This is a genomic window from Amycolatopsis sp. NBC_00348 (genome assembly GCF_036114655.1).
Taxonomy (GTDB): Bacteria; Actinomycetota; Actinomycetes; order Mycobacteriales; family Pseudonocardiaceae; genus Amycolatopsis.
The window spans coordinates 3,656,256-3,675,033 of the sequence record NZ_CP107994.1; the positions used below are offsets into that span (position 1 = coordinate 3,656,256).

The window sequence follows — 18,778 nt, forward strand, 5'->3', positions numbered from 1 at the left end:
ACCCTCATTACCACTCACGACCGGTACCACCCGCTCAGTCATGACTGCTCCACCAGCGCCGCCGTGCGGGCCGCCAGGTCTGCGATCTGCCGTTCCCCGCCCGGCAGGGATGTCGCGATGCGGCCGTCCAGGGGCTTTGTCCAGTACTCGCCGATGCCTTCGACTCCGCGCAACGCGCCCACCACTCCCCCGACCGTCGCCGCGGCCGAATCCGTGTCCCAGCCCGCCGTCACCGCGATCGAGACGCTCGGGCCGAACTCGCCGCCGCCCTTGGCCAAGGCGAAAGCGATCACCGCGGCGTTGTTGAGCACGTGCACCCAGTGCAGGTCACCGTACGCGGCGTGCAGCTGGTCGAGGCCCGCGCGGACATCGCCCGACCGCGCCGCCGAACGACCCAGCGCGACCGCGGACGCCAGCGAACTCCCCGCGGGGATCACGGCGTCGGCCGCGTCGAGGACCTCGTCCGGCGTCGCGCACACCATCGCCGCCGACGCCAGGGCCGCGGCCCACATCGCGCCGTAGACGCCGTTGCGGGTGTGGCTCAGCCGCGCGTCCGTCCCCGCCAGCCGGGCCGCCGCCACGACGTCACCCGGCGAGACCCAGCCGAAGACGTCCGCGCGGATCAGCGCGCCGATCCACTCGCGGAACGGGTTGCGGTACGTCGCCGGCGACGGGCGCGCGTCGAGGATGTTGCGGTACGCCGCCCGCTCGGCCGTGAACACCCGGCCCGCGGGCAGGTTGTCCAGCCACAGCTGCGCGACGTCGTCGGTGCCGAAGTCCCGCCCGTGCGTCTCCAGCAGGGTGAGCGCGAGGATCGGGTAGTTGAGGTCGTCGTCCTCGGGCATCCCGTCGATGTTCTCCTCGAGCGACGTCGGGGCCGAGCGCCGGTTCCACGGCCACCGCGCGGCCACCTCGTCGGGCAGGCCCACCGCGGTGAACCAGCCGACCAGCGGCCACCGTCCGGTCGCGCGCAGGATCTCCTCGATGCCCGCGCGCGGGATCTTCTCCACCGGCTTGCCCAGCAGGCACCCGGCGGCCCGGCCGGTCCACGCGCCGAGCAGCCGGTCCGTGCCGCCGCGCGGCAGCTCGGGCGAGGCCGGAAAGTCCCACGACGGCTCCGCAACACCCGGCAGCGCGTCCAGCTCGTCGAGCAGTTCCCGAGCCAGCGCCCGCAGTTCCGCCGCCCCCGGTCCCGCGCCGCTCACGACGGGCACGGGGTCGCCGCCCGCCGCGACCCAGCGGGCCCGGACCGCCGAGACGTCCCGGCCCTCCGCGGCCGACTGGACCAGCTCGTGGGCCAGGAGGTCCTCCGGTTGCGCCCAGGTCAGCCTCACGCGGCGCCCCCGAGGACGTCGAGGGCCGCGACCCGGGCGAGCGCGCGTTCGCGGTCGGCCCGCAGGATGTCGGCGGCCGCCGAGGCCAGCAGGTGCCCGGTCTCGCGCAGGTCCATCCGGCTGGCGTCGCCGATCGTGTCGACCCACTCCTTCGGCACGACGGCCGTGCCGCCGAGGCCCGCGCAGAGCGCCGCCGCCATCACGGCGATCGAGTCGGCGTCGCGGCCGTAGTTCACCGAGGCGAGCACTGCGCCGCGGAAGTCGCCGCGGTGCGCGAGGACGAACGCCAGCGCGGCCGGCAGCTCCTCGATCGCCTTGGTCCGCGACGGGCGGCGCGCGTCCATCGACATCTGCCGGTAGTGCGGCCCGACCGAGTCGAACGGCGCCACCGTCTCCCGAACCCGCGCGGCGAGCGCCCGCTCTTCGTCGTCAGTGGCCGGGGCGGTGGTCCAGCTGCCGAACTCGTCGACGACGGCCCGCAGCGCCGCCGCCGTACCGTCGTGGGCCACGTCGAGCCCCGCCGCGACGACGTCGTCGAGCGACGCACCCGGCGCGACCGCGGCGGCGACCATCGCGGCCAGCACGCCCGCCGCCTCCCGGCCGTAGCTCGACTGGTGCGCGGCGGTCAGGTCGATCGCCTCGGCGTACGCGGCCCGCGGGTCACCCGCGTTGACGACGCCGACCGGCGCGACGTACATCGCCGCCCCGCAGTTGACGACGTTGCCCACACCGGCTTCGCGCGGGTCGACGTGTCCATAGTGGAGCCTCGCGACGATCCACTTCTCCGCGAGGAACACCCGCTGCAGCAGCAGCGCCGTCGACTCCAGCTCCGGCACCCAGCGCGGCTCGCCGATCATCAGCGGCACCAGGTCCTCGGCCATCGCGTACGCGTCGAGGTGTTCGCGGCGCTTCGCGTACACCTCGACGAGCGCCCGCGTCATGAGGGTGTCGTCGGTGACGTGCCCGTCACCCTTGTGGTACGGCGCGATCGGGCGGGCGGCCCGCCAGTCCGGGTACCACGGGCCGACGACGCCGGTCACCCGGCCGCCGTGCCGCTCTTCGATCTGCTCGGGGGTCCACCCTTCGGTGGCGCCGCCGAGCGCGTCCCCGACGGCCGCGCCGGTGATCACCGCGACGGCCCGGTCTTCCAGCCAGGTCAAGAATCCGCTCCTGTCACTTGCTGACGCTCTTCCAGCCGTCTTCCAGCTGTTTGGCCAAGCCGGCCGCGTCGATCTTCTGCCCGAGGAACTGCTGGTACGCCGGGGTCGCGACGGTGTCCTTCCACTGCGCGTACTTGCCGGCGAACAGGTACGGCGCCGAGGTCAGGTACTGACCGGAGGCGAGGATCGGGCCCCAGCCGTTCTTCGTGCCGAGCTTCGTGGTCAGCGCCTGCCGCGCCGACGTCGTCGGCGGGATCAGGGCGTCGGCCTCGTTCATCGCGGCGAGGTTGTCGGTGCTGGTGAAGAAGTCGACGAACTCCGCGGCTTCCTTGACGTGGCCCGAGTCCTTGTTCACCGACAGCGTCTGCGGGTTGGCGGCCTGCGCGGGTCCGGCCGAGCCGGCCAGCGGCGGCAGCACGACCCAGTCGAAGCCCTTCGGCGCGTCCTTCGCGATGTTGGCCGCCTGGTAGGAACCCTGCACGGTCATGGCGATCTGGCCGGCGTAGAACGGCGCGAGGGCCTTCGTCCCGGACTGCGTCAGCGTGACCGGCATGATCGAGCGGTCCTGGTGCGCCATCGCGTCGACGAGCTGCGGCAGCGCCTGCTCCCCCGGGCCGACGGCCAGCTTCGCGTCGTTGCCGGCGCCTTCGAAGTACTTGCCGCCGAAGCCCGGGGCCAGCGCGACGAACGCCGCCGTCGGGCTGGACAGGCCCCAGCCGAGGCCGAACTTGCCGTCCTTGGTCGTCGCCTTCGCGATGTCGCGCAGCTGGTCCCAGGTCATCGTGGCGCCGGTCGGGATCGTGACGCCGGCCTGCTGCAGCTGGGTCTTGTTCGCGAAGACCACATAGGACTGCAGCTCGGTCGGGAAGGCGACGACCTTGCCGTCGACCGTCACCGAGTCGAGGACGCCCTTCGGGATGTCCGCCTTCTTCTCCGCCGGCAGGTACTGCGTCAGGTCCGCGAGGTAGCCGTCGGTGGCGAACGGCGCGATGCTGGCCGCCTCGTAGTGCACGATGTCCGGCGCGGTGCCCGCGTTGAACTGCGTGATCAGCTTGTCGTAGACGCCGTCCCAGCCCGCCTGGACGATCTTGACCTGGACGTCCGGGTGCGCCTTGTTCCAGTCGCCGACGATCTTCTGCGTCTGGGCGATCGCGGCCGGCTGGTCCGAAAGGGACTGGAAGGTGAGGGTGACCGGCCCGTCGCCGCCGTCACCGCTGCCGCACGCGGCGAGCAGCAGGCTGGTGACCATCAGGCAGGCGGCGACCACCGCGCGTCGTGTCTTCATCGACCGACCTTTCGAGGTTTCGTTGAGGGGTGGGTCATCCCTTCACCGCCCCGGCCATCAAGCCGCTGGTGAGCTTCCGGCGCAGGATGCTGAAGAAGACGATGCTGGGGATGGCGGCGAGCACGGCGCCCGCCGCGAGCGGGCCGAGGGCGACCTTGCCCTCGCCGCCGACGAACATGTTGAGCGTGATGGGCAGCGTGTAGTTCTCCGGCGACTGCAGGAGAACCAGGGCGAAGAAGAACTCGTTCCACGACGAGACGAAGCTGAACATCGCGGTCGCGACGACGCCGGGGGCCAGCAGCGGGAACACGATGGTGCGCAGCACGGTCAGCCGGCTCGCGCCGTCCATCGCCCCGGCTTCCTCGAGCTCCACCGGGATCGCGGCGACGTACCCCTGCAGCATCCACAGCGCGAACGGCAACATGTACGTCGTGTGCACCAGCGTCAGGCCGGCGAGGTTGTCGGCCAGCCCGAGCGTCCGCAGGATCAGGAACAGCGGGAGGATGATCAGCACGACCGGGAACACCTGGCTGACCAGGATCCAGCCGACGCCGGCGACGCGCAGTTTGCCCCGCAGCCGGGCCAGCACGTAGGCCGCGGGCACGGCGATGAGCACGGCCAGCGCGGTCGACGCGAGCGCGACGACCAGGCTGTTGCCCGCCGAGCGGATGAGGCCCTGCTTGTCGAGGGCCTCGGTGTAGTTCTCCCAGTGCCACTCGCTCGGCAGCAGGCTCACCGTCAGCGAGTTCAGCTCACCGGACGACTTCACCGACGCGGACATCAGCCACAGCAACGGGAACCCGAGGAACAGGATGTACAGCGCGAGGGCCGCGTACTGGGCCGGGCGCACGAGTCCGCGCATGGCTCAGCGCCCCTTTCCGGCACGGTCGTCGCGGAACTGCGACCGCAGGTAGACGGCGAGGATCAGCACGACCACGAGGACGAGCACGAGGCCCATCGCCGCCGCGTAGCCGATCTCGCGGTTCTTGAAGGCCTTCAGGTAGACGAACAGCACCGGGACCATGGTCTTGCCGCCCGGGCCACCCGCGGTGAGGACGTAGACCAGCGAGAACGAGTTGAAGTTCCAGATGAAGTTGAGCGAGGTGATCGACGTGACGATCGGGCGCAGGCTCGGCCACGTCACCGCGGTGAAGCGCCGCCACGCGCCGGCGCCGTCCATCGCCGCGGCTTCGTGCAGCTCGGCCGGGATCTGCTGCAGCCCGGCCAGGAGCGTCACCGTCGTCTGCGGCATGCCGACCCAGACACCGACGACGATCACCGCGGGCAGCGCGAACGAGAAGTCGCCGAGCCAGTTGATGTCGTCGGGCAGGCCGACGCTGCCGAGGACGGCGTTGAGCGGGCCGCCGTTGGCCGAGTAGATCATCTGCCACATGATCGCCACGACGACCGGCGGCATCGCCCACGGCACGAGCGCGAGCACCCGCGTCAGCCCCTGCAGCCGCAGGCCGGAGTCGAGCAGCAACGCCAGGCCCATCGCGGCGGCGAGCTGCAGCACGGTGACGCCGACGGTCCAGATCATGCCGATCCGCAGCGAGTCCCAGAACAAGTCGTTCTCCGCCAGGCGCCCGAAGTTGTCGAAACCGGCGAAGGTGTAGTCCGGGCGGCGCACCAGGCGCGCGTCGGTGAAGGCCAGGAAGATCCCGACGACGATCGGCGCGACGCTGAGCACGAGGATCGGGATCAGCGACGGCAGCACGAGCCCGATCGCCTCGCGGCGCCGGGTGCGCTGCTGCGTCGGCTTCCGCTTGGTCTGCACCGGACGCTCTTTCAGGGCCGGGGCCGTCATCACGCACCTCCCGGGTTCGAGGACTCGCGCACCACGAGTTCGGGGCCGACGGCGATCTGCTGCACCGCGCGGTCCGGGTCGTCGGCGAGCTGGAGCATGATCTCGGCGGCCGCGCGGCCGCGTTCGGTCGAGCCGAGGGAGACGCTGGTCAGGCTCGGCTGGAAGACGCGGCCGATCTCGGTGTCGTCCATCCCGGTCACCGCGACGTCCTCCGGCACCGACAGGCCCAGCTCGCGCACGGCCCGGATGGCGCCGATGGCCAGCAGGTCGTTGGCCGCCACGAGCGCGTCGACCCGGCCGCGGGCGAAGAGCCGGCGGGCCGCGTCGAGCCCGGCGGTGACGGTGAAGTCGGCGGCGATCTCCTGGTCCTCCCGGTCGAAGGTGATCTCCTGGGTGACGGCGTCGAACCCCCGCTGGCGCGCGGCGCCGGGCGTGGTGTCGAGCGGGCCGTTGAGGAAGCCGAGGCGACGGCGGCCGAGGGCGTGCAGGTGGCGGACGGCGTCGCCGATCCCGCCCGCGGAGTCCGTGGAGACCGAGCTGATGCCGCGGTCGTCGAGGGCCCGCCCGATCACCACGACCGGCACCGGGGCCTGCTGGATCTCGGCGATCAGCCGGTCGTCGGTGCGCAGCGGGCTGACGATCATGCCGTCGACGAAGCCGCTGTTCAGGCTGCGGACCAGCTCGGTGGTCGACGTCGCGGTGTCGCCGGTGCTCATCACGACGACGCGGTAACCGTGCGGTTCGAGGACCGCGTGGATGGCCCGCATCATCTCGACGTAGACGGGGTTGCCGATGTCCGCGACCGCGAACGCGACCTGGAAGGTCTTCTTCATCCGCAGCGAGCGCCCGATGGCATCGGCGCTGTACCCGAGCGCGGCGGCCGCGGCCCGCACGCGCTCGACCATCGCCGGGCTCGCCCCGGTGCCGTGCAGGGCACGGGAGGTCGAGGCCAGGGAAACCCCGGCGCGCTCGGCCACCTGGATCAGCGTGGCGCGTGGTGACGTCATCGTCGCTTCTACCCTCGGATAAGGCTTCTGGAAACGTTTCCAAACTGCGGAAGCAGAGTTTGGAAACGTTTCCAGCTGGAGTTGACGCCGATCCTGACACCCGGTCGGCGGTTGTGTCAACCACCGGGACAGGCTGGGTAGCGCGCCGACCGCTCCGGCAACTCGCCGACGGGGTTGGTCGACCCGACCAATACGGCGACGGCGGCGCCCCGCGATCTCTGTTGGTCGTTGCAGGCACCGTGTCGGCCGGTCGGCGTGGCCGGTGATGACCCTGCACCCGGCCCGAAACCGGCCTCACCGCGCCCGGGGGCAACTCCGGCGAAACGCGGCATTCCTCCCGCATCGTGGTACTGCTGGCCGCGCGCCCGGCTGGGTCCCGATAGTGGTCCCGTGCTCACGCCCCGTGCTCCCCTGGCCGCGTTCGCCCTGCCCCGAGCCGAGCGCGCCGGGGCCCGGGTGGTCTACCGCGACGCGCTCGTGGCGCCGTTGCCCGGCTATCGGCCGTTGCTGCTGGACCTCGTCGTGCCGGCCGGCGCCCCGCCCGCGGTGGTGGTGTTCCTGGACGGCGGCGCGCTCGCGGCCGGCTCGCACAAGCACGGGCGGATCGGCGACCACGTCACCGAAACGTTGGTGGACAACGGTTTCGCGGTCGCTCGGGCGCAATACCGGCTGGGCCGGGAGGCCGCCTTCCCCGCGCAGCTGCACGACGTGAAGGCCGCCGTCCGGTGGATCCGCCGGCACGGCACCGAGCTGGGCGTCGACATCGGCCGGGTCGCGGCCTGGGGGCACTCGGCGGGTGGGTACCTCGCCGCGATGCTCGCCGTCACGGCGGACCACCCGAGCCTGGACGGCGACCTCGGCGTCACCGGCGAGCCGAGCGGGCTCGCCGCGGCCGTCGCCTGGAGCCCGCCGACGGACTTCACCCGCATCCCGCCCCCGCCCGCGGGAACGTCGTTGCACCGCACCGGCCACGACCCGCACGACTGGCTGCCGGACGCGACGGCGAGCCCGCTGCTGCACGTCTCGGCCGCCGCCGCCCCGCTCCAGCTGGTGCACGGCACCGACGACTCCGGCATCCCGATCGCCCACAGCGAAGCGCTCGTCGCGGCGTACTGGCGCGCCGGGGCCGACGCCGACCTCATCCGGCTGGACGGCGCCGGCCACTTCTACAGCCGGCAGAAACTGCAGCAGGCCACCGAATCCGGCCTCACGTTCCTGCACGAGCGCCTCGGCTGAGCGCCGGCCGACACACCGCCCGGTGCGTCAGTCCTTCGCCGTCACGCCTAGACCGCGGCGCAGAGCCGCCACCTCGTCCGCCAGCATGCGGCGTGACACTGCCGCGTCCTGGATGATCGCCGAGCCGTGGAACGTGCCCGGGTAGTGGTGCAGCTCCGTCGTTACCCCGGCCTGCAAGAGACGTTGCGCGTACTGGATTCCCTCGTCGCGCAGCGGGTCGAACTGGCAGGTCGTCACGAACGCCGGTGGCAGCCCCGTCAGGTCCGTGGCGCGGGCCGGGGCCGCGTACGGCGAGACGTCACCCGGTTCGGGGCCCAGGTAGCTCGCCCAGCTGTAGACGGCGTTCGGGCGGTTCCACATCGGAGTGTCGACGTACGCCTGCATCGACGGCGTTTCCAGGCGGTCGTCCAGCTCCGGGATGCCGAGGTACTGGAAGCGCAGCGCCGGGCCGCCGCGGTCGCGGGCCAGCAGGGCCGTCGCGGCGGCGAGGCCGCCGCCCGCGCTCTCGCCGCCGACGCCGATGCGGTCCGGGTCGATGCCCAGCTCGGCCGCCTTCGCCGCCGTCCAGGTCAGCGCCGCGTAGCAGTCCTCGACCGGCGCGGGGAACGGGTGCTCGGGCGCGAGCCGGTAGTCCACCGACACGATCACGATGCCCAGCTCGTCGACCAGGTGCAGCAGCGAGGCGTGGAACATGTCCAGGTCGCCGAGGATGAACCCGCCGCCGTGGATGTAGACCAGCCCGGGCACGGTGCCCTCGCGGTCCGCCGGGCTGTACACGCGGACCGGGACGTCGGGGGCGCCGGACGGGCCCGGCACCGTCGTGTCGCGGACGTCGACCGGGTGCACCGGCTCGTAGGCCGGCATGACCTCCTGCAGCTGCGCCATCGAAGCGCGCGCGGCCAGGAGGGCGTCGTAGTCGGGCAGGGTCACCGCGGGGAGCATGTCCAGCCAGGGCAGCAGCTCGGGATCGATCGCGTAGGTCATGCTCCGATCTTCGGCTCGCGCCGCCGCCGTCGCCACCGCCACGCGGCGGGGGTTGGCAGCCCGGGCCTCGCCATCCGGCGGCGGACGCGCCTATCGTGGCCTCATGAAGGGCCTGCTGCTGAGGCTGTCCGGACTCGACGCCGACGCCGAGAACGCGGTGCGGGTGATCGGGTTCTTCGACCGCCTGATCACCGATCGGGCGAGTCTCGACGTCCTCGTCCGCAGCACGGCCCGGCTGGCCGACTGCCCCGCCGGGGTGCACGCCCCCGCCCAGGGCCTGGCGCTGCGGGCGGAGCCGGACGCCGACGCCGCGGCTGCGGGCGGGGTGCCGGCCGGGGCCGCCGTGCGCCGGCTCGAGGGCGGCGTCGTGGTCTGGGTGGCCCGCGCGGGCGCGCCCACCCCGCTCGACGACATCCTGCTGGAGCGCTTCGCGATCGCCACCGCCGTCCTGCTGGAGCACACCAGCGTGCCGCTGCCCGCGCTCGGCGATCCCGCGCTGGTCGAGCTGGTGCTGTCCGAGGGGATCGGGACGGCCGAGCGGTCGCGGGCGCTGCACCTGCTCGGCCTCGGCACGACGGCCCGGCTGCGGGTGCTGGCGGCCACCGGCGCCGACCTCGACGGCCGCGCCGCCACGTTCGGCGACGTGCGGGCCGTGCTCACCGCCGACGGACCCGAAACGGCGCCGCCGGACGCCCGGATCGGCGTCGGGCCCGTGGTGCCCGTGCTCGACCTGGCCCGGTCCTGGCAGGCCGCGCGCACGGCGCTGCGGTTCACGGCCGGCGCCGAGCCCGTGGTGTGGTGGGACCGCCTCGGCAGCCTCGCCGCGCTGGCCGGGGTGCTCGGCCCCGCGGACCTCGCCGCGCTCCCGGACGTCCAGGCCCTCGACCGCCTCGCCGCCGAACCGCACGGCGACGACCTCCTCGCGGCGTTGACGGCGCTCTGCGCGACCGGCTCGGCCCGCAAGGCGGCGGCCGTCCTGCACCGCCACCACAGCACGATGCCCGCACGCCTCGCCCGCGCCGGGGCCGTGCTCGGCTTCGACGTCGACTCCCCCGCGGGCCGCTTCCGGCTGCACCTGGCCCTGATGCTGCGCCGGTTGCGCGACGCCGGACCGTCCGAAGTGGACGCTGCGCCGAACGGGTGACGTCGGGTCCCGGCCTCAACCGGGCCGGGGTCTCCGGAGTGGACGGCACGCACATCCGGAATCCCCCAGGAGGACACGTGCCGAAACTACCCACCCTCGCCGCGGCGACCCTGCTGGCCGCCGTCGGAACCATCGCCATCGCGCCAGCCGCCTCGGCTCACGACGCGCTCGCGCAGGTCGTCGACTGCAGCTACCAGGGCGCGATCCGTTGCGGTTACGGCGGAATCACCAACTCCCACACGCGGGTGTACTCCTGCGACACCTTCGGTGACGGCTACGGCTTCCGCACGGAGTGGCGCACCCGCAGCGGCGGCGGAGGCGGCATCGACGACGCCAACGGCAGCAGTTCCGGCTGCAGCTCGAAGACCCCGGGCACCGCGGCGAACCCGATCACGATCTTCCGCGCCTGCCAGAAGACACCCAACTGGGAGTGCACGAACTGGATGAACGCCTGAGTCAGGGCTCAAGCAGCGCCACCGGGACGTCGGCGGGCCGGCTTCGCAGGTACTCGCCCAGTCCCTTCGCCTGCGGGTCCGGCCGCGTAGCCGACGCCACACCGTCGCCCAGCAACCCCACCACCACGAAGTTCAGCGCCCGCAGGTTCGGCAGCTCGAACCGGCGGATCTCCAGTTCGGCCGCCTCCGGCAGCAGCTCCCGGAAGCGCGAGACGTCGAGATAACCGCGCAACCACGAGTACTCGTCGTCGGTACGCGTCCAGAACCCGACGTTCGCGTTGCCGCCCTTGTCTCCCGACCGCGCACCCGCGATCGTGCCGAGCGACACCCGTCGTGTCGGCCCGAAGTCCCGTGGCTCCACAGCCACCACAGGCGAAGACTCCGCAGCACCGGTCGGTGGATGCGGGATCACGAGCCGCGAACCATCGGGCAGCGTCACCCGGTGCTCCACCGAGGACGCGGGCACCAAAGCCGGCCAGTAGACGCCGAAAGCGCTCTCCGCGGTCGGTGGCGTTGTCGTGTGGAAGCCCGGGTAACCCCCGAGCGCGAGTTCCATCGTGGTGTTGGCGAAGCGGCGGCCGACCTTGCGGGCGTCCGGGTCCTTCACCGTGATCCGCAGGTGCGCGGTCGCCTCGGCGTTGACCGGCGAGCCCGGGTGGTCGAACCGCAGCAGCGTGACGTCGACCTCGGCGAACTGCTCCCGGCCGCCCAGCAGGTCGAACAGCTGCTGCTCGGCCCACGCGGCCTTCTCCTCGATGCGGTCGCCGGTCAGCACCAGCGTCATCGTGTTGCGGTAGCCGCCGTCGTGGTTCAGCGCGACCTTGAGCTGCTCGCCCGGCGGGCTGCCGCGGGTCCCGCTGATCCGGACGCGGTCCGGCGCCTCCTCGACAAGCCGCAGGCTGTCGAAGTGCGCGACGGCGTCCGGCCCGGCGTACGCGGGTTCGGCGATCTCGTACAGCAGCTGCGCGGTGACCGTGCCGGCCGAGACCAGTCCCCCGGTGTCGGCGTGCTTCGTGATGACGCTCGATCCGTCGGCCGCGACCTCGGCGATCGGGAAGCCCGGGTAGCGCCGGTCGGTGACCTCGTCGAAGAAGGCGTAGTTGCCGCCGGTCGCCTGCGGGCCGCACTCGATCACGTGTCCCGCGGCCATCGCCCCGGCGATCTCGTCGACATCCCCCGGCGTCCAGCCGTGCCACCACGCGGCCGGGCCGGTGACCAGCGACGCGTCGGTGACCCGCCCGGTGACGACGACGTCCGCGCCAGCCTCCAGGGCCGCGGCGATGCCCCAGCCGCCGAGGTAGGCGTTGGCCGTCAACGGTTCCACGCCGGCTTCGGACAGCTTGCGGCCGGTGTCGAGGTGCACCAGGTCCGGCAGGCGATCGACGATGTCGTCGCCGTCGACGTAGGCGATCTTCGGCTGCAAGCCCAGCAAAGCGATCTGCTCCGCCAGCCCGGCCGGGTTCAGGCCACCGGCGTTCGAGACGATCCGGATGCCCCGGTCCAGGCAGGTGCCGAGCACGTGTTCGAGCTGGGTGAGGAACGTCTTGGCGTAGCCGGCGGCGGGATCCTTCCGGCGCGCCTTCCAGAGGATCAGCATGGTCAGCTCGGCGAGGTAGTCGCCGGTGAGGACGTCGATCGGGCCGCCTTCGACCATCTCCCGCGCCGCCTCCAAGCGGTCGCCGTAGAAGCCGGAGCAGTTCGCGATCCGGAGCGGGCGCTTCACGCGCGTCCCCGGCCGGGCGCGCCCGCGAAGGCCTGGGCGATGCCGATCCACTCCTGCGCAACGGGTCCGCGCACGACCAGGCCGGTGTCCGAAGCGTCACGCCGTTGGGTGACGGCCAGGCAGAAGTCCAGCGCCGAACCTTCGACGCGGTCGGCGGCGGCCCCGTCACCCCACGTCCACCTGTCCCCCGACGGCGCGTGCAGGACGACCCGGATCGGGACGATCGGCGCCGGGCGATCATGGAGCCCGAAGCTGAACGCCGTCGTCGACACCCCGAGGTGCGCAATGTGCCGGAGCCGGTCGGTCGGCACGCGCGTCACGCCGAGCGTGTCGGCGATGTCCTGCCCGTGCGCCCAGGTCTCCATGATCCGCGCGGTCACCGACGACGCGACGCTCATGTCCGGCCCGTACCACGGCAGCCGGGCCCGGGGGTCACGCCCGCGGAACGCCGCGACGAACGCCGTCCGCGCGCGCCGGAACCACTCGCGGACCTCCGCCGCGCCCAGCCCCCGGTGCTGAGCGGCGACGCGGTCGGGGAAGTCCATGCCGTCGGCCAGCAACGCGGCCGACGCGAGCCGGAAGCCCTGGGGGTCGACGGCGGCCTGCGTCGCGGTCTCGTCGAAGAAGGCCAGGTGCGTGACCTGGTCGCGGATGTCCCAGCCCACCGCCGGGGTCGGCCGGGCGACGCCGTCGTCGTCGAGCGGGGCGAGCATGGCCTCGACGTCGGCGGTCTCGGCGAGCAGGTCGTCGAGGAGAACGTCCAGGGAAACGGGCATGTCAGCGTCCTTCCCACACGGGCGTGCGCTTCTCGCGGAACGCAGCGGGGCCTTCCTGCGCGTCCCGCGAGCGGTAGACCGGCGCCCAGATCTCCTCGGCGCGGTCGTAGACGTCGTCGCGTTGCAGGTACGCCGTCTGCTTCGCCGCCCGCACGGACAGCGGCGCGTTGGCGGCGATCCGTTCCGCCAGGGCCTGCGTCCGGGACCGCAGCTCGTCCAGCGGTACGACGTCGTTCACCAGCCCGACCTCCCGGGCGCGTTGTGCGGTCAGGGGGTCGCCGGTCAGCAGGATCTCCATGGCGATCCGCGGCGGCACCAGCCACGACAGCGGCGCGGCCCACGGCGAGCCGCGGCCCACCTTCACCTCGGTCACGGCGAACCGGGCGTGCGCGGCGGCCACGACGAGATCGCACTGCTGGGCCAGCAGGAACCCGCCCGCGTAGGCGACGCCGTTGACGGCCGCGATCGTCGGTTTCGGGACGTCGATGTTGCGGCCGAACTGCGGCAGGAAGTCCGGTGGCGGGATCTCCAGGGCCGTCTCGGCCATCTCCTTGAGGTCGCCGCCCGCGCAGAACGCCTTGTCGCCCGCGCCGGTCAGGACGAGCACCGCGGCCGAGTCGTCGGCGACGAACCGCCGGGTGCCGGCCCAGAGCCCGTCGCGGACCTCCTTCGACAGGGCGTTGCGGGCTTCGGGCCGGTCGATCGTCAGCCAGGCGACGCCGTTGTCGACCTCGTAGGAGACGCTCACGACACGACCGCCAGCACCTGGCCGGTGTCGACCTGGTCGCCCTGGCCCACCCGCAGGTCGGACAGGACGCCGTCGGCCGGGGCGGCGACGGTGTGCTCCATCTTCATCGCCTCCAGGACGACCAGCGGCTGCCCGGCCGTCACGGCGTCGCCCTCACCCGCCAGGACGCGCACCACCGCACCGGGCATGGTGGCGAGCAGCGACCCCGCGGCCGTGGCGGCGTCCGGGTCGGCGAAGCGCGGTACCTCGGCCAGCGCGGCCGACCCGCCCGGGCTGTCCACATAGGACACACCCGCCCGAGGGTGCACGGCGTAGGTGCGGTGGACGCCGTCGATCTCCAGTTCCACCAGCGACGGTGACGCGGACAGCAGCCGCACGGAACCCCCGAGCGGCTCGCCGTTCACCGTGACGCGCAAGCCGGACCGGCTCAGCGAGTACGCGACCTCCAGGGTCTCCCCGTCCAGGGTGTAGGCGACGCGCTGTGGGGCGCGGCCGACGTTGCGCCACCCGGACGGCATCTCGGGCACCACCCGCGCGTCACGCCGGTTGCGCGCCTGGGCCGCCAGGGCCGCGGCCACCGCCTGCCGTGCCCCGCCCGGGGACGCGCCGAGCGTGGCCGGGTCGTGCCGGGTCAGGTAGCCGGTGTCGGTGCGCCCGGCCAGGAACTCCGGCTCGGCCAGGATGCCGGCCAGGAGGTTCCGGTTGGTCGTGACGCCGTGCAGTTCGGCCTGCCGCAACGCCCGCGCGAGGGTCCGCGCGGCCTCACGGCGGGTCCGGCCGTGGGCGATCACCTTGGCGAGCATCGGGTCGTAGTGCGGGCCGACGACGGAGCCGTCCTGGACGCCGGAGTCGACGCGGACGCCCTTCAGCGGCGGGACGCGGAAGCGGTGCAGCGTGCCGGTGGCGGGCAGGAATCCGGCCGGGACGTCTTCGGCGTAGAGCCGGACCTCGATGGCGTGCCCGTCGATCCGGGCGCCCAGCACCGAAGGCGGCAGCGGTTCGCCCTCGGCCACCCGCAGCTGCAGCTCGACGAGGTCCAGGCCGGTGACCAGCTCGGTGACCGGGTGCTCGACCTGCAGCCGCGTGTTGACCTCCAGGAAGAAGAACTTGCCGTCTTGGTCCAGCACGAACTCGACCGTGCCCGCGCCGGTGTAGCCGATGGCCTTCCCGGCGGCGACGGCCGCGGCGCCGAGCTCGGCGCGCAAGGCGTCGTCGACCGCCGGAGACGGGCACTCCTCGACGATCTTCTGGTAGCGCCGCTGGATCGAGCACTCGCGCTCGAAGAGGTGGACCACCTCGCCGTGGGTGTCGCCGAGGATCTGGACCTCGACGTGACGCGGGTCGACGACGAACCGTTCCAGGAACACCGAGCCGTCGCCGAACGCCGACGCGGCTTCCCGCCGGGCACCCGAGACAGCCTCTTCCAGCCCGGCGGCGTCGTGCACCACGCGCATGCCCCGGCCGCCACCGCCGAACGCGGCCTTGACCAGCACCGGGAACCCGATCTCGGCGGCCACCGCGGCGAGGTCGGTCTCGTCCGTGACGGTCGCCCCCGGCAGCACCGGCACCCCGGCCGCGTCCATCAGCGCCTTGGCCTCGATCTTCGAGCCCATCGAGGCGATGGCTTCGGGCGACGGCCCCACGAACGTCAGCCCGGCTTCGCCGCAGGCGCGGGCGAAAGCGGCGTTCTCCGACAGGAACCCGTAGCCGGGGTGGACGGCGTCGGCCCCGGTCGCGCGCGCGGCGGCGATCACCAGGTCAGCGCGCAGGTACGTGTCACCAGGTGCGGACCCGGGCAGCCGGACGGCCTCGTCGGCGAGCCGGACGAAGGGCGCGCCCGCGTCCGGGTCGGAGTAGACCGCGACGGTGGAGATGCCGAGGTCGTGCGCGGTGCGCATGACCCGGGCGGCGATCTCCCCGCGGTTGGCGACGAGCAGTTTCGCGATCATCGGCTCACATCCGGAAGACGCCGAAGCCGCGACGGCCCTCGACGCGGTTGGAGTGGACGGCGGACAGCGACATCCCCAGGACGTCCCGGGTGTCGCGCGGGTCGACGATGCCGTCGTCGTACAGCCTCGCGGTGACGGCGAAGGCGTGCGACTCGGTCTCGATCTGCGCCTCGATGGCGGCCGTGCGCGCGCGGTCGGCGTCGTCGTCGAACGGCTTGCCCTGCGACGCGGCGGAGTTGCGGCCGACGATCGACATCACGCCGGCGAGCTGGGCCGCGCCCATCACCGCGAGTTTCGCGCCGGGCCAGGCGAACATCAGCCGCGGGTCGTAGGCGCGCCCGGACATGCCGTAGTTGCCGGCGCCGAACGACGACGCCATGTTGACGGTCAGGTGCGGCACCGTGCTGTTGGTGACGGCGTTGATCATCTTGGCGCCGTCCTTGATGATGCCGCCCTGCTCGTAGCGGGTGCCGACCATGTAGCCGGTCGTGTTCTGCAGGAACACCAGCGGGACGTCGGTCTGGTTGGCGAGCAGGATGAACTCGCTGGCCTTCTTGGCCTCCTCGCTGAACAGCACCCCGCGGTGGTTGGCGAGCACGCCGACGGGATAACCGTGGATGCTCGCCCAGCCCGTGACCAGCGAGGTGCCGTAGAGCGGTTTGTACTCGTCGAAGTCCGAGCCGTCGACGGTCCGGGCGAGGATCTCGCGCGGGTCGAACGGCACCTTCGGGTCCGGCGGCACGATCCCCAGGATCTCCTCGGGGTCGAACTTCGGCGGCTCCGGCGTCAGGCTGGGCGCGGGGCCGAGCTTGCGCCAGTTGATCCGGGAGATCACGCGACGGCCGAGGCGGATCGCGTCCCGCTCGTCGACGGCGAAGTAGTCGGACAGGCCGGAGACGCGGGAGTGCATGTCGGCGCCGCCGAGCGACTCGTCGTCGGCCTCCTCGCCGGTGGCCATCTTGACCAGCGGCGGCCCGCCGAGGAACACCTTGGCCTGGTGATCGACGAGCACCGCGTAGTCGCACATGCCGGGGACGTACGCGCCGCCAGCGGTCGAGTTGCCGAACACGATGGCCAGGGTCGGGATGCCCAGCGACGACAGCTCGGTCAGCTCGTGGAAGATCCGCCCGGCGGGCACGAACAGGTCGGCCTGCGTCGGCAGGTCGGCCCCGCCGGACTCGACGAGGTTGATCACCGGCAGCCGGTTGACGCGGGCGATCTCCAAGGCCCGCAACGTCTTGCGCAGTGAGTACGGGTTCATCGCGCCGCCGCGCACGGTCGGGTCGTGCCCGATGACCACACACTCCACATCGGACACCACACCGATGCCGGTCAGCACCGACGCGCCCACGGTGAAGTCGGTGCCCCACGCGGCGAGCGCGGCCAGCTCCAGGAACGGACTGTCCGGGTCGAGCAGCAGCTCCAGGCGTTCGCGGACCGGGAGCTTGCCGCGGTCGCGGTGGCGCTGGACGTACCGCTCGCCGCCGCCGGCGATGGCCAGCTCCAGCTGCTCTTCGAGCCGCGCCAGGGCGTCGAGCTGGGCCTTCCGGTTGGTCGCGTAGCTCTCGGCGGAGACGTCTAGTAGGGACTTGAGGACGGTCATTCCGCTCCCCCGTAGTGCCCGGAGTGCTTGTCCCGGACCACGTTCTTCTGGATCTTCCCGGTGGATGTCCGCGGCAGCTCGTCGGTGACGATCACGGCCTTCGGGACCTTGTAACCATCGAGGCGGTCCTTCAGCCGCAGCCGCAGGTCCTCGGCGTCGATCGACGCTCCCGGCTTCGGCACGACCACCGCCGTGATGGCCTCGGTCCACCGCTCGTGCGGCAGCCCGACGACCACGACCTCGGCGACGTCCGGCTCGGTGTCGTAGACGGCCCGCTCGACCTCGATCGAGGCGACGTTCTCGCCGCCGGTCTTGATGACGTCCTTGGAACGGTCGGCGAACCACAGCACGCCGTCCGGCCCGAACCGGCCGACGTCACCGGAGTGGAACCAGCCGTAGCGGAACGCCTCCTCGGTCGCCTCGGGGTTGTGCAGGTACTCCTGCATCGTCGAGGGCGCCCGGTAGACGATCTCGCCCTGCTCGCCGCGCGGCAGCAGCTTCCCGTCGGAGTCCATGATCCCGACCTGGACGCCGGTGAGCGGCGTGCCGACCGCGCCGACGTGCGAGAGCTGGTGCTCGGGCCGGAACAACGTCGTGATCGGGCTCATCTCGGTCTGCCCGAACAGCAGCGCGAAGTCGCACCGGAAGCCGTCGAGGCACGCCTTGATCTGCGCCTCCGGCATCGGTGCCATCGCGTAGACGGCGCGGCGCAGCGACGACAGGTCGCGCCCGGCGAACGACGGGTGCTCCAGCGCGGCGCGGAACATCATCGGCAGGCCGAAGACCTGCGTGATCCGCTCGCGTTCGATCGTGTCGAGGAACCGGGCCGGGTCGAAGCCGCGGTGCACGAAGATCGTGGCGCCGAGGAGGATCGCGGGCGTGCAGAAAGCGTTCAGCTGCGCGGTGTGGAACATCGGCATCATCGCGACGAACCGGTCGTCGGGGCGCCAGCCGGAGTCCAGCGCGGCCGACATCGACTCCAGGTGGATCGCCAGGTGCGTCCCGACGACGCCTTTCGGTGAAGCCGTGGTCCCGGAAGTGTACAAATAGGACAGTGGCGCGCGGTCCTCGATGACGACCTCGGGTGAGGTCGTATCGTCCGAGAGCACGTCGTCGAGGGTCAGCCCGGTGACGTCGCCGCCGGTGCCGGGCGCGAGGATCACGTCGGCGACCCCGGGCGTCTGCGCGACGGCGGGCGCGATGGTCCCGGCCAGCTGACTCTCCACGACGATGCCGCGAGCCTGCGAATGCCCGAGTACATAAGCGACTTCGTCACTCCGCCAGCCGAGGTTGATCGGCACGCAGACGAGGCCGAGCTTCGCGCAGGCGTAGTAGACGGCGAGGAACTCGGCGCTGTTGGCCGACGCCAGCGCGAGGACGTCGCCGGTCGCGTAACCGCGCGCCTCCAGGCCGTGCGCGAGCCGGTTGACCCACGTGTCGAACTCGCCGTAGGTCCAGCGGCGGTCGCCGTCGACCACGGCGAGCGTCTCCGGGCGGGCGAACGCGACGCGGGTCAGCGCGTCACCGACGTTGACCCGCTGGGCGAGGGTGCGATCCGTCATCAGTC

16 protein-coding genes are annotated in these 18,778 nt (G+C 72.5%); 3 read left to right on the top strand and 13 right to left on the bottom strand.

Translation table 11 applies throughout. The features are described 5' to 3' along the window. Positions 1-38: 38 nt before the first annotated feature. From OHS58_RS15545 to OHS58_RS15570, 6 genes are read right to left on the bottom strand one after another with little or no spacing between them, the layout of a single operon-like run. Entirely contained in the window at positions 39-1,334 is a 1,296-nt protein-coding gene (locus tag OHS58_RS15545) for an ADP-ribosylglycohydrolase family protein (protein ID WP_328648733.1), read from the bottom strand. Then, positions 1,331-2,494, bottom strand: coding sequence for an ADP-ribosylglycohydrolase family protein (locus OHS58_RS15550; protein ID WP_328648734.1), 1,164 nt, complete (start codon positions 2,492-2,494; stop codon positions 1,331-1,333). The genes OHS58_RS15545 and OHS58_RS15550 overlap by 4 nt, the downstream gene beginning before the upstream one ends. A 13-nt stretch (positions 2,495-2,507) precedes the next feature. Then, positions 2,508-3,779, bottom strand: coding sequence for an ABC transporter substrate-binding protein (locus tag OHS58_RS15555; RefSeq protein WP_328648735.1), 1,272 nt, complete (start codon positions 3,777-3,779; stop codon positions 2,508-2,510). Positions 3,780-3,813: 34 nt separating this feature from the next. Further along, positions 3,814-4,641 carry a carbohydrate ABC transporter permease gene (locus OHS58_RS15560; protein WP_326949150.1) on the bottom strand — a complete coding sequence of 276 codons (828 nt, stop codon included), beginning with the start codon at positions 4,639-4,641 and terminating at the stop codon, positions 3,814-3,816. Between the two features lie 3 nt (positions 4,642-4,644). Beyond that, a complete protein-coding gene (locus tag OHS58_RS15565; RefSeq protein WP_328648736.1) occupies positions 4,645-5,556 on the bottom strand; it encodes a carbohydrate ABC transporter permease in 912 nt (303 codons plus the stop codon). Positions 5,557-5,585: 29 nt separating this feature from the next. Continuing rightward, positions 5,586-6,593: a LacI family DNA-binding transcriptional regulator gene (locus OHS58_RS15570; protein ID WP_328648737.1), complete on the bottom strand. Its 1,008-nt coding sequence runs from the start codon at positions 6,591-6,593 to the stop codon at positions 5,586-5,588. Positions 6,594-6,983: 390 nt separating this feature from the next. On the opposite strand from OHS58_RS15570, the gene OHS58_RS15575 reads away from it, so the two are divergent. Then, positions 6,984-7,829 (top strand): alpha/beta hydrolase, encoded by an 846-nt coding sequence (locus OHS58_RS15575; RefSeq protein WP_328648738.1) that lies wholly within the window; start codon positions 6,984-6,986, stop codon positions 7,827-7,829. Positions 7,830-7,856: 27 nt separating this feature from the next. On the opposite strand, the gene OHS58_RS15580 is transcribed toward OHS58_RS15575, so the two are convergent. Then, positions 7,857-8,813: an alpha/beta hydrolase gene (locus OHS58_RS15580; RefSeq protein WP_328648739.1), complete on the bottom strand. Its 957-nt coding sequence runs from the start codon at positions 8,811-8,813 to the stop codon at positions 7,857-7,859. A gap of 103 nt (positions 8,814-8,916) precedes the next feature. Here OHS58_RS15580 and OHS58_RS15585 point away from each other — a divergent pair, with 103 nt between their 5' ends. Then, positions 8,917-9,957, top strand: coding sequence for a helix-turn-helix domain-containing protein (locus tag OHS58_RS15585; protein ID WP_328648740.1), 1,041 nt, complete (start codon positions 8,917-8,919; stop codon positions 9,955-9,957). Positions 9,958-10,034: 77 nt separating this feature from the next. Then, complete coding sequence (locus OHS58_RS15590; protein ID WP_328648741.1) at positions 10,035-10,412, top strand: hypothetical protein; 378 nt, start codon at positions 10,035-10,037, stop codon at positions 10,410-10,412. 1 nt (position 10,413) lies between these two features. Here OHS58_RS15590 and OHS58_RS15595 read toward each other — a convergent pair whose 3' ends face one another. Genes OHS58_RS15595 through OHS58_RS15620 form a run of 6 tightly spaced genes read right to left on the bottom strand, consistent with a single transcriptional unit; the run spans position 10,414 to position 18,773 of the window. Beyond that, on the bottom strand, positions 10,414-12,135 hold the full coding sequence (locus tag OHS58_RS15595) for an acyclic terpene utilization AtuA family protein (protein WP_328648742.1): 1,722 nt from the start codon (positions 12,133-12,135) through the stop codon (positions 10,414-10,416). Further along, positions 12,132-12,911 (bottom strand): TIGR03084 family metal-binding protein, encoded by a 780-nt coding sequence (locus OHS58_RS15600; protein WP_328648743.1) that lies wholly within the window; start codon positions 12,909-12,911, stop codon positions 12,132-12,134. Before OHS58_RS15600 ends, OHS58_RS15595 begins: the two co-directional genes overlap by 4 nt. Before the next feature lies 1 nt (position 12,912). Beyond that, a complete protein-coding gene (locus OHS58_RS15605) occupies positions 12,913-13,659 on the bottom strand; it encodes an enoyl-CoA hydratase/isomerase family protein (protein WP_328648744.1) in 747 nt (248 codons plus the stop codon). Then, positions 13,656-15,608: an acetyl/propionyl/methylcrotonyl-CoA carboxylase subunit alpha gene (locus tag OHS58_RS15610; protein WP_328648745.1), complete on the bottom strand. Its 1,953-nt coding sequence runs from the start codon at positions 15,606-15,608 to the stop codon at positions 13,656-13,658. The genes OHS58_RS15605 and OHS58_RS15610 overlap by 4 nt, the downstream gene beginning before the upstream one ends. 4 nt (positions 15,609-15,612) lie before the next feature. After that, complete coding sequence (locus OHS58_RS15615) at positions 15,613-17,211, bottom strand: acyl-CoA carboxylase subunit beta (protein WP_328648746.1); 1,599 nt, start codon at positions 17,209-17,211, stop codon at positions 15,613-15,615. Continuing rightward, positions 17,208-18,773 carry an AMP-binding protein gene (locus OHS58_RS15620; protein WP_328648747.1) on the bottom strand — a complete coding sequence of 522 codons (1,566 nt, stop codon included), beginning with the start codon at positions 18,771-18,773 and terminating at the stop codon, positions 17,208-17,210. Before OHS58_RS15620 ends, OHS58_RS15615 begins: the two co-directional genes overlap by 4 nt. Positions 18,774-18,778: the final 5 nt, after the last annotated feature.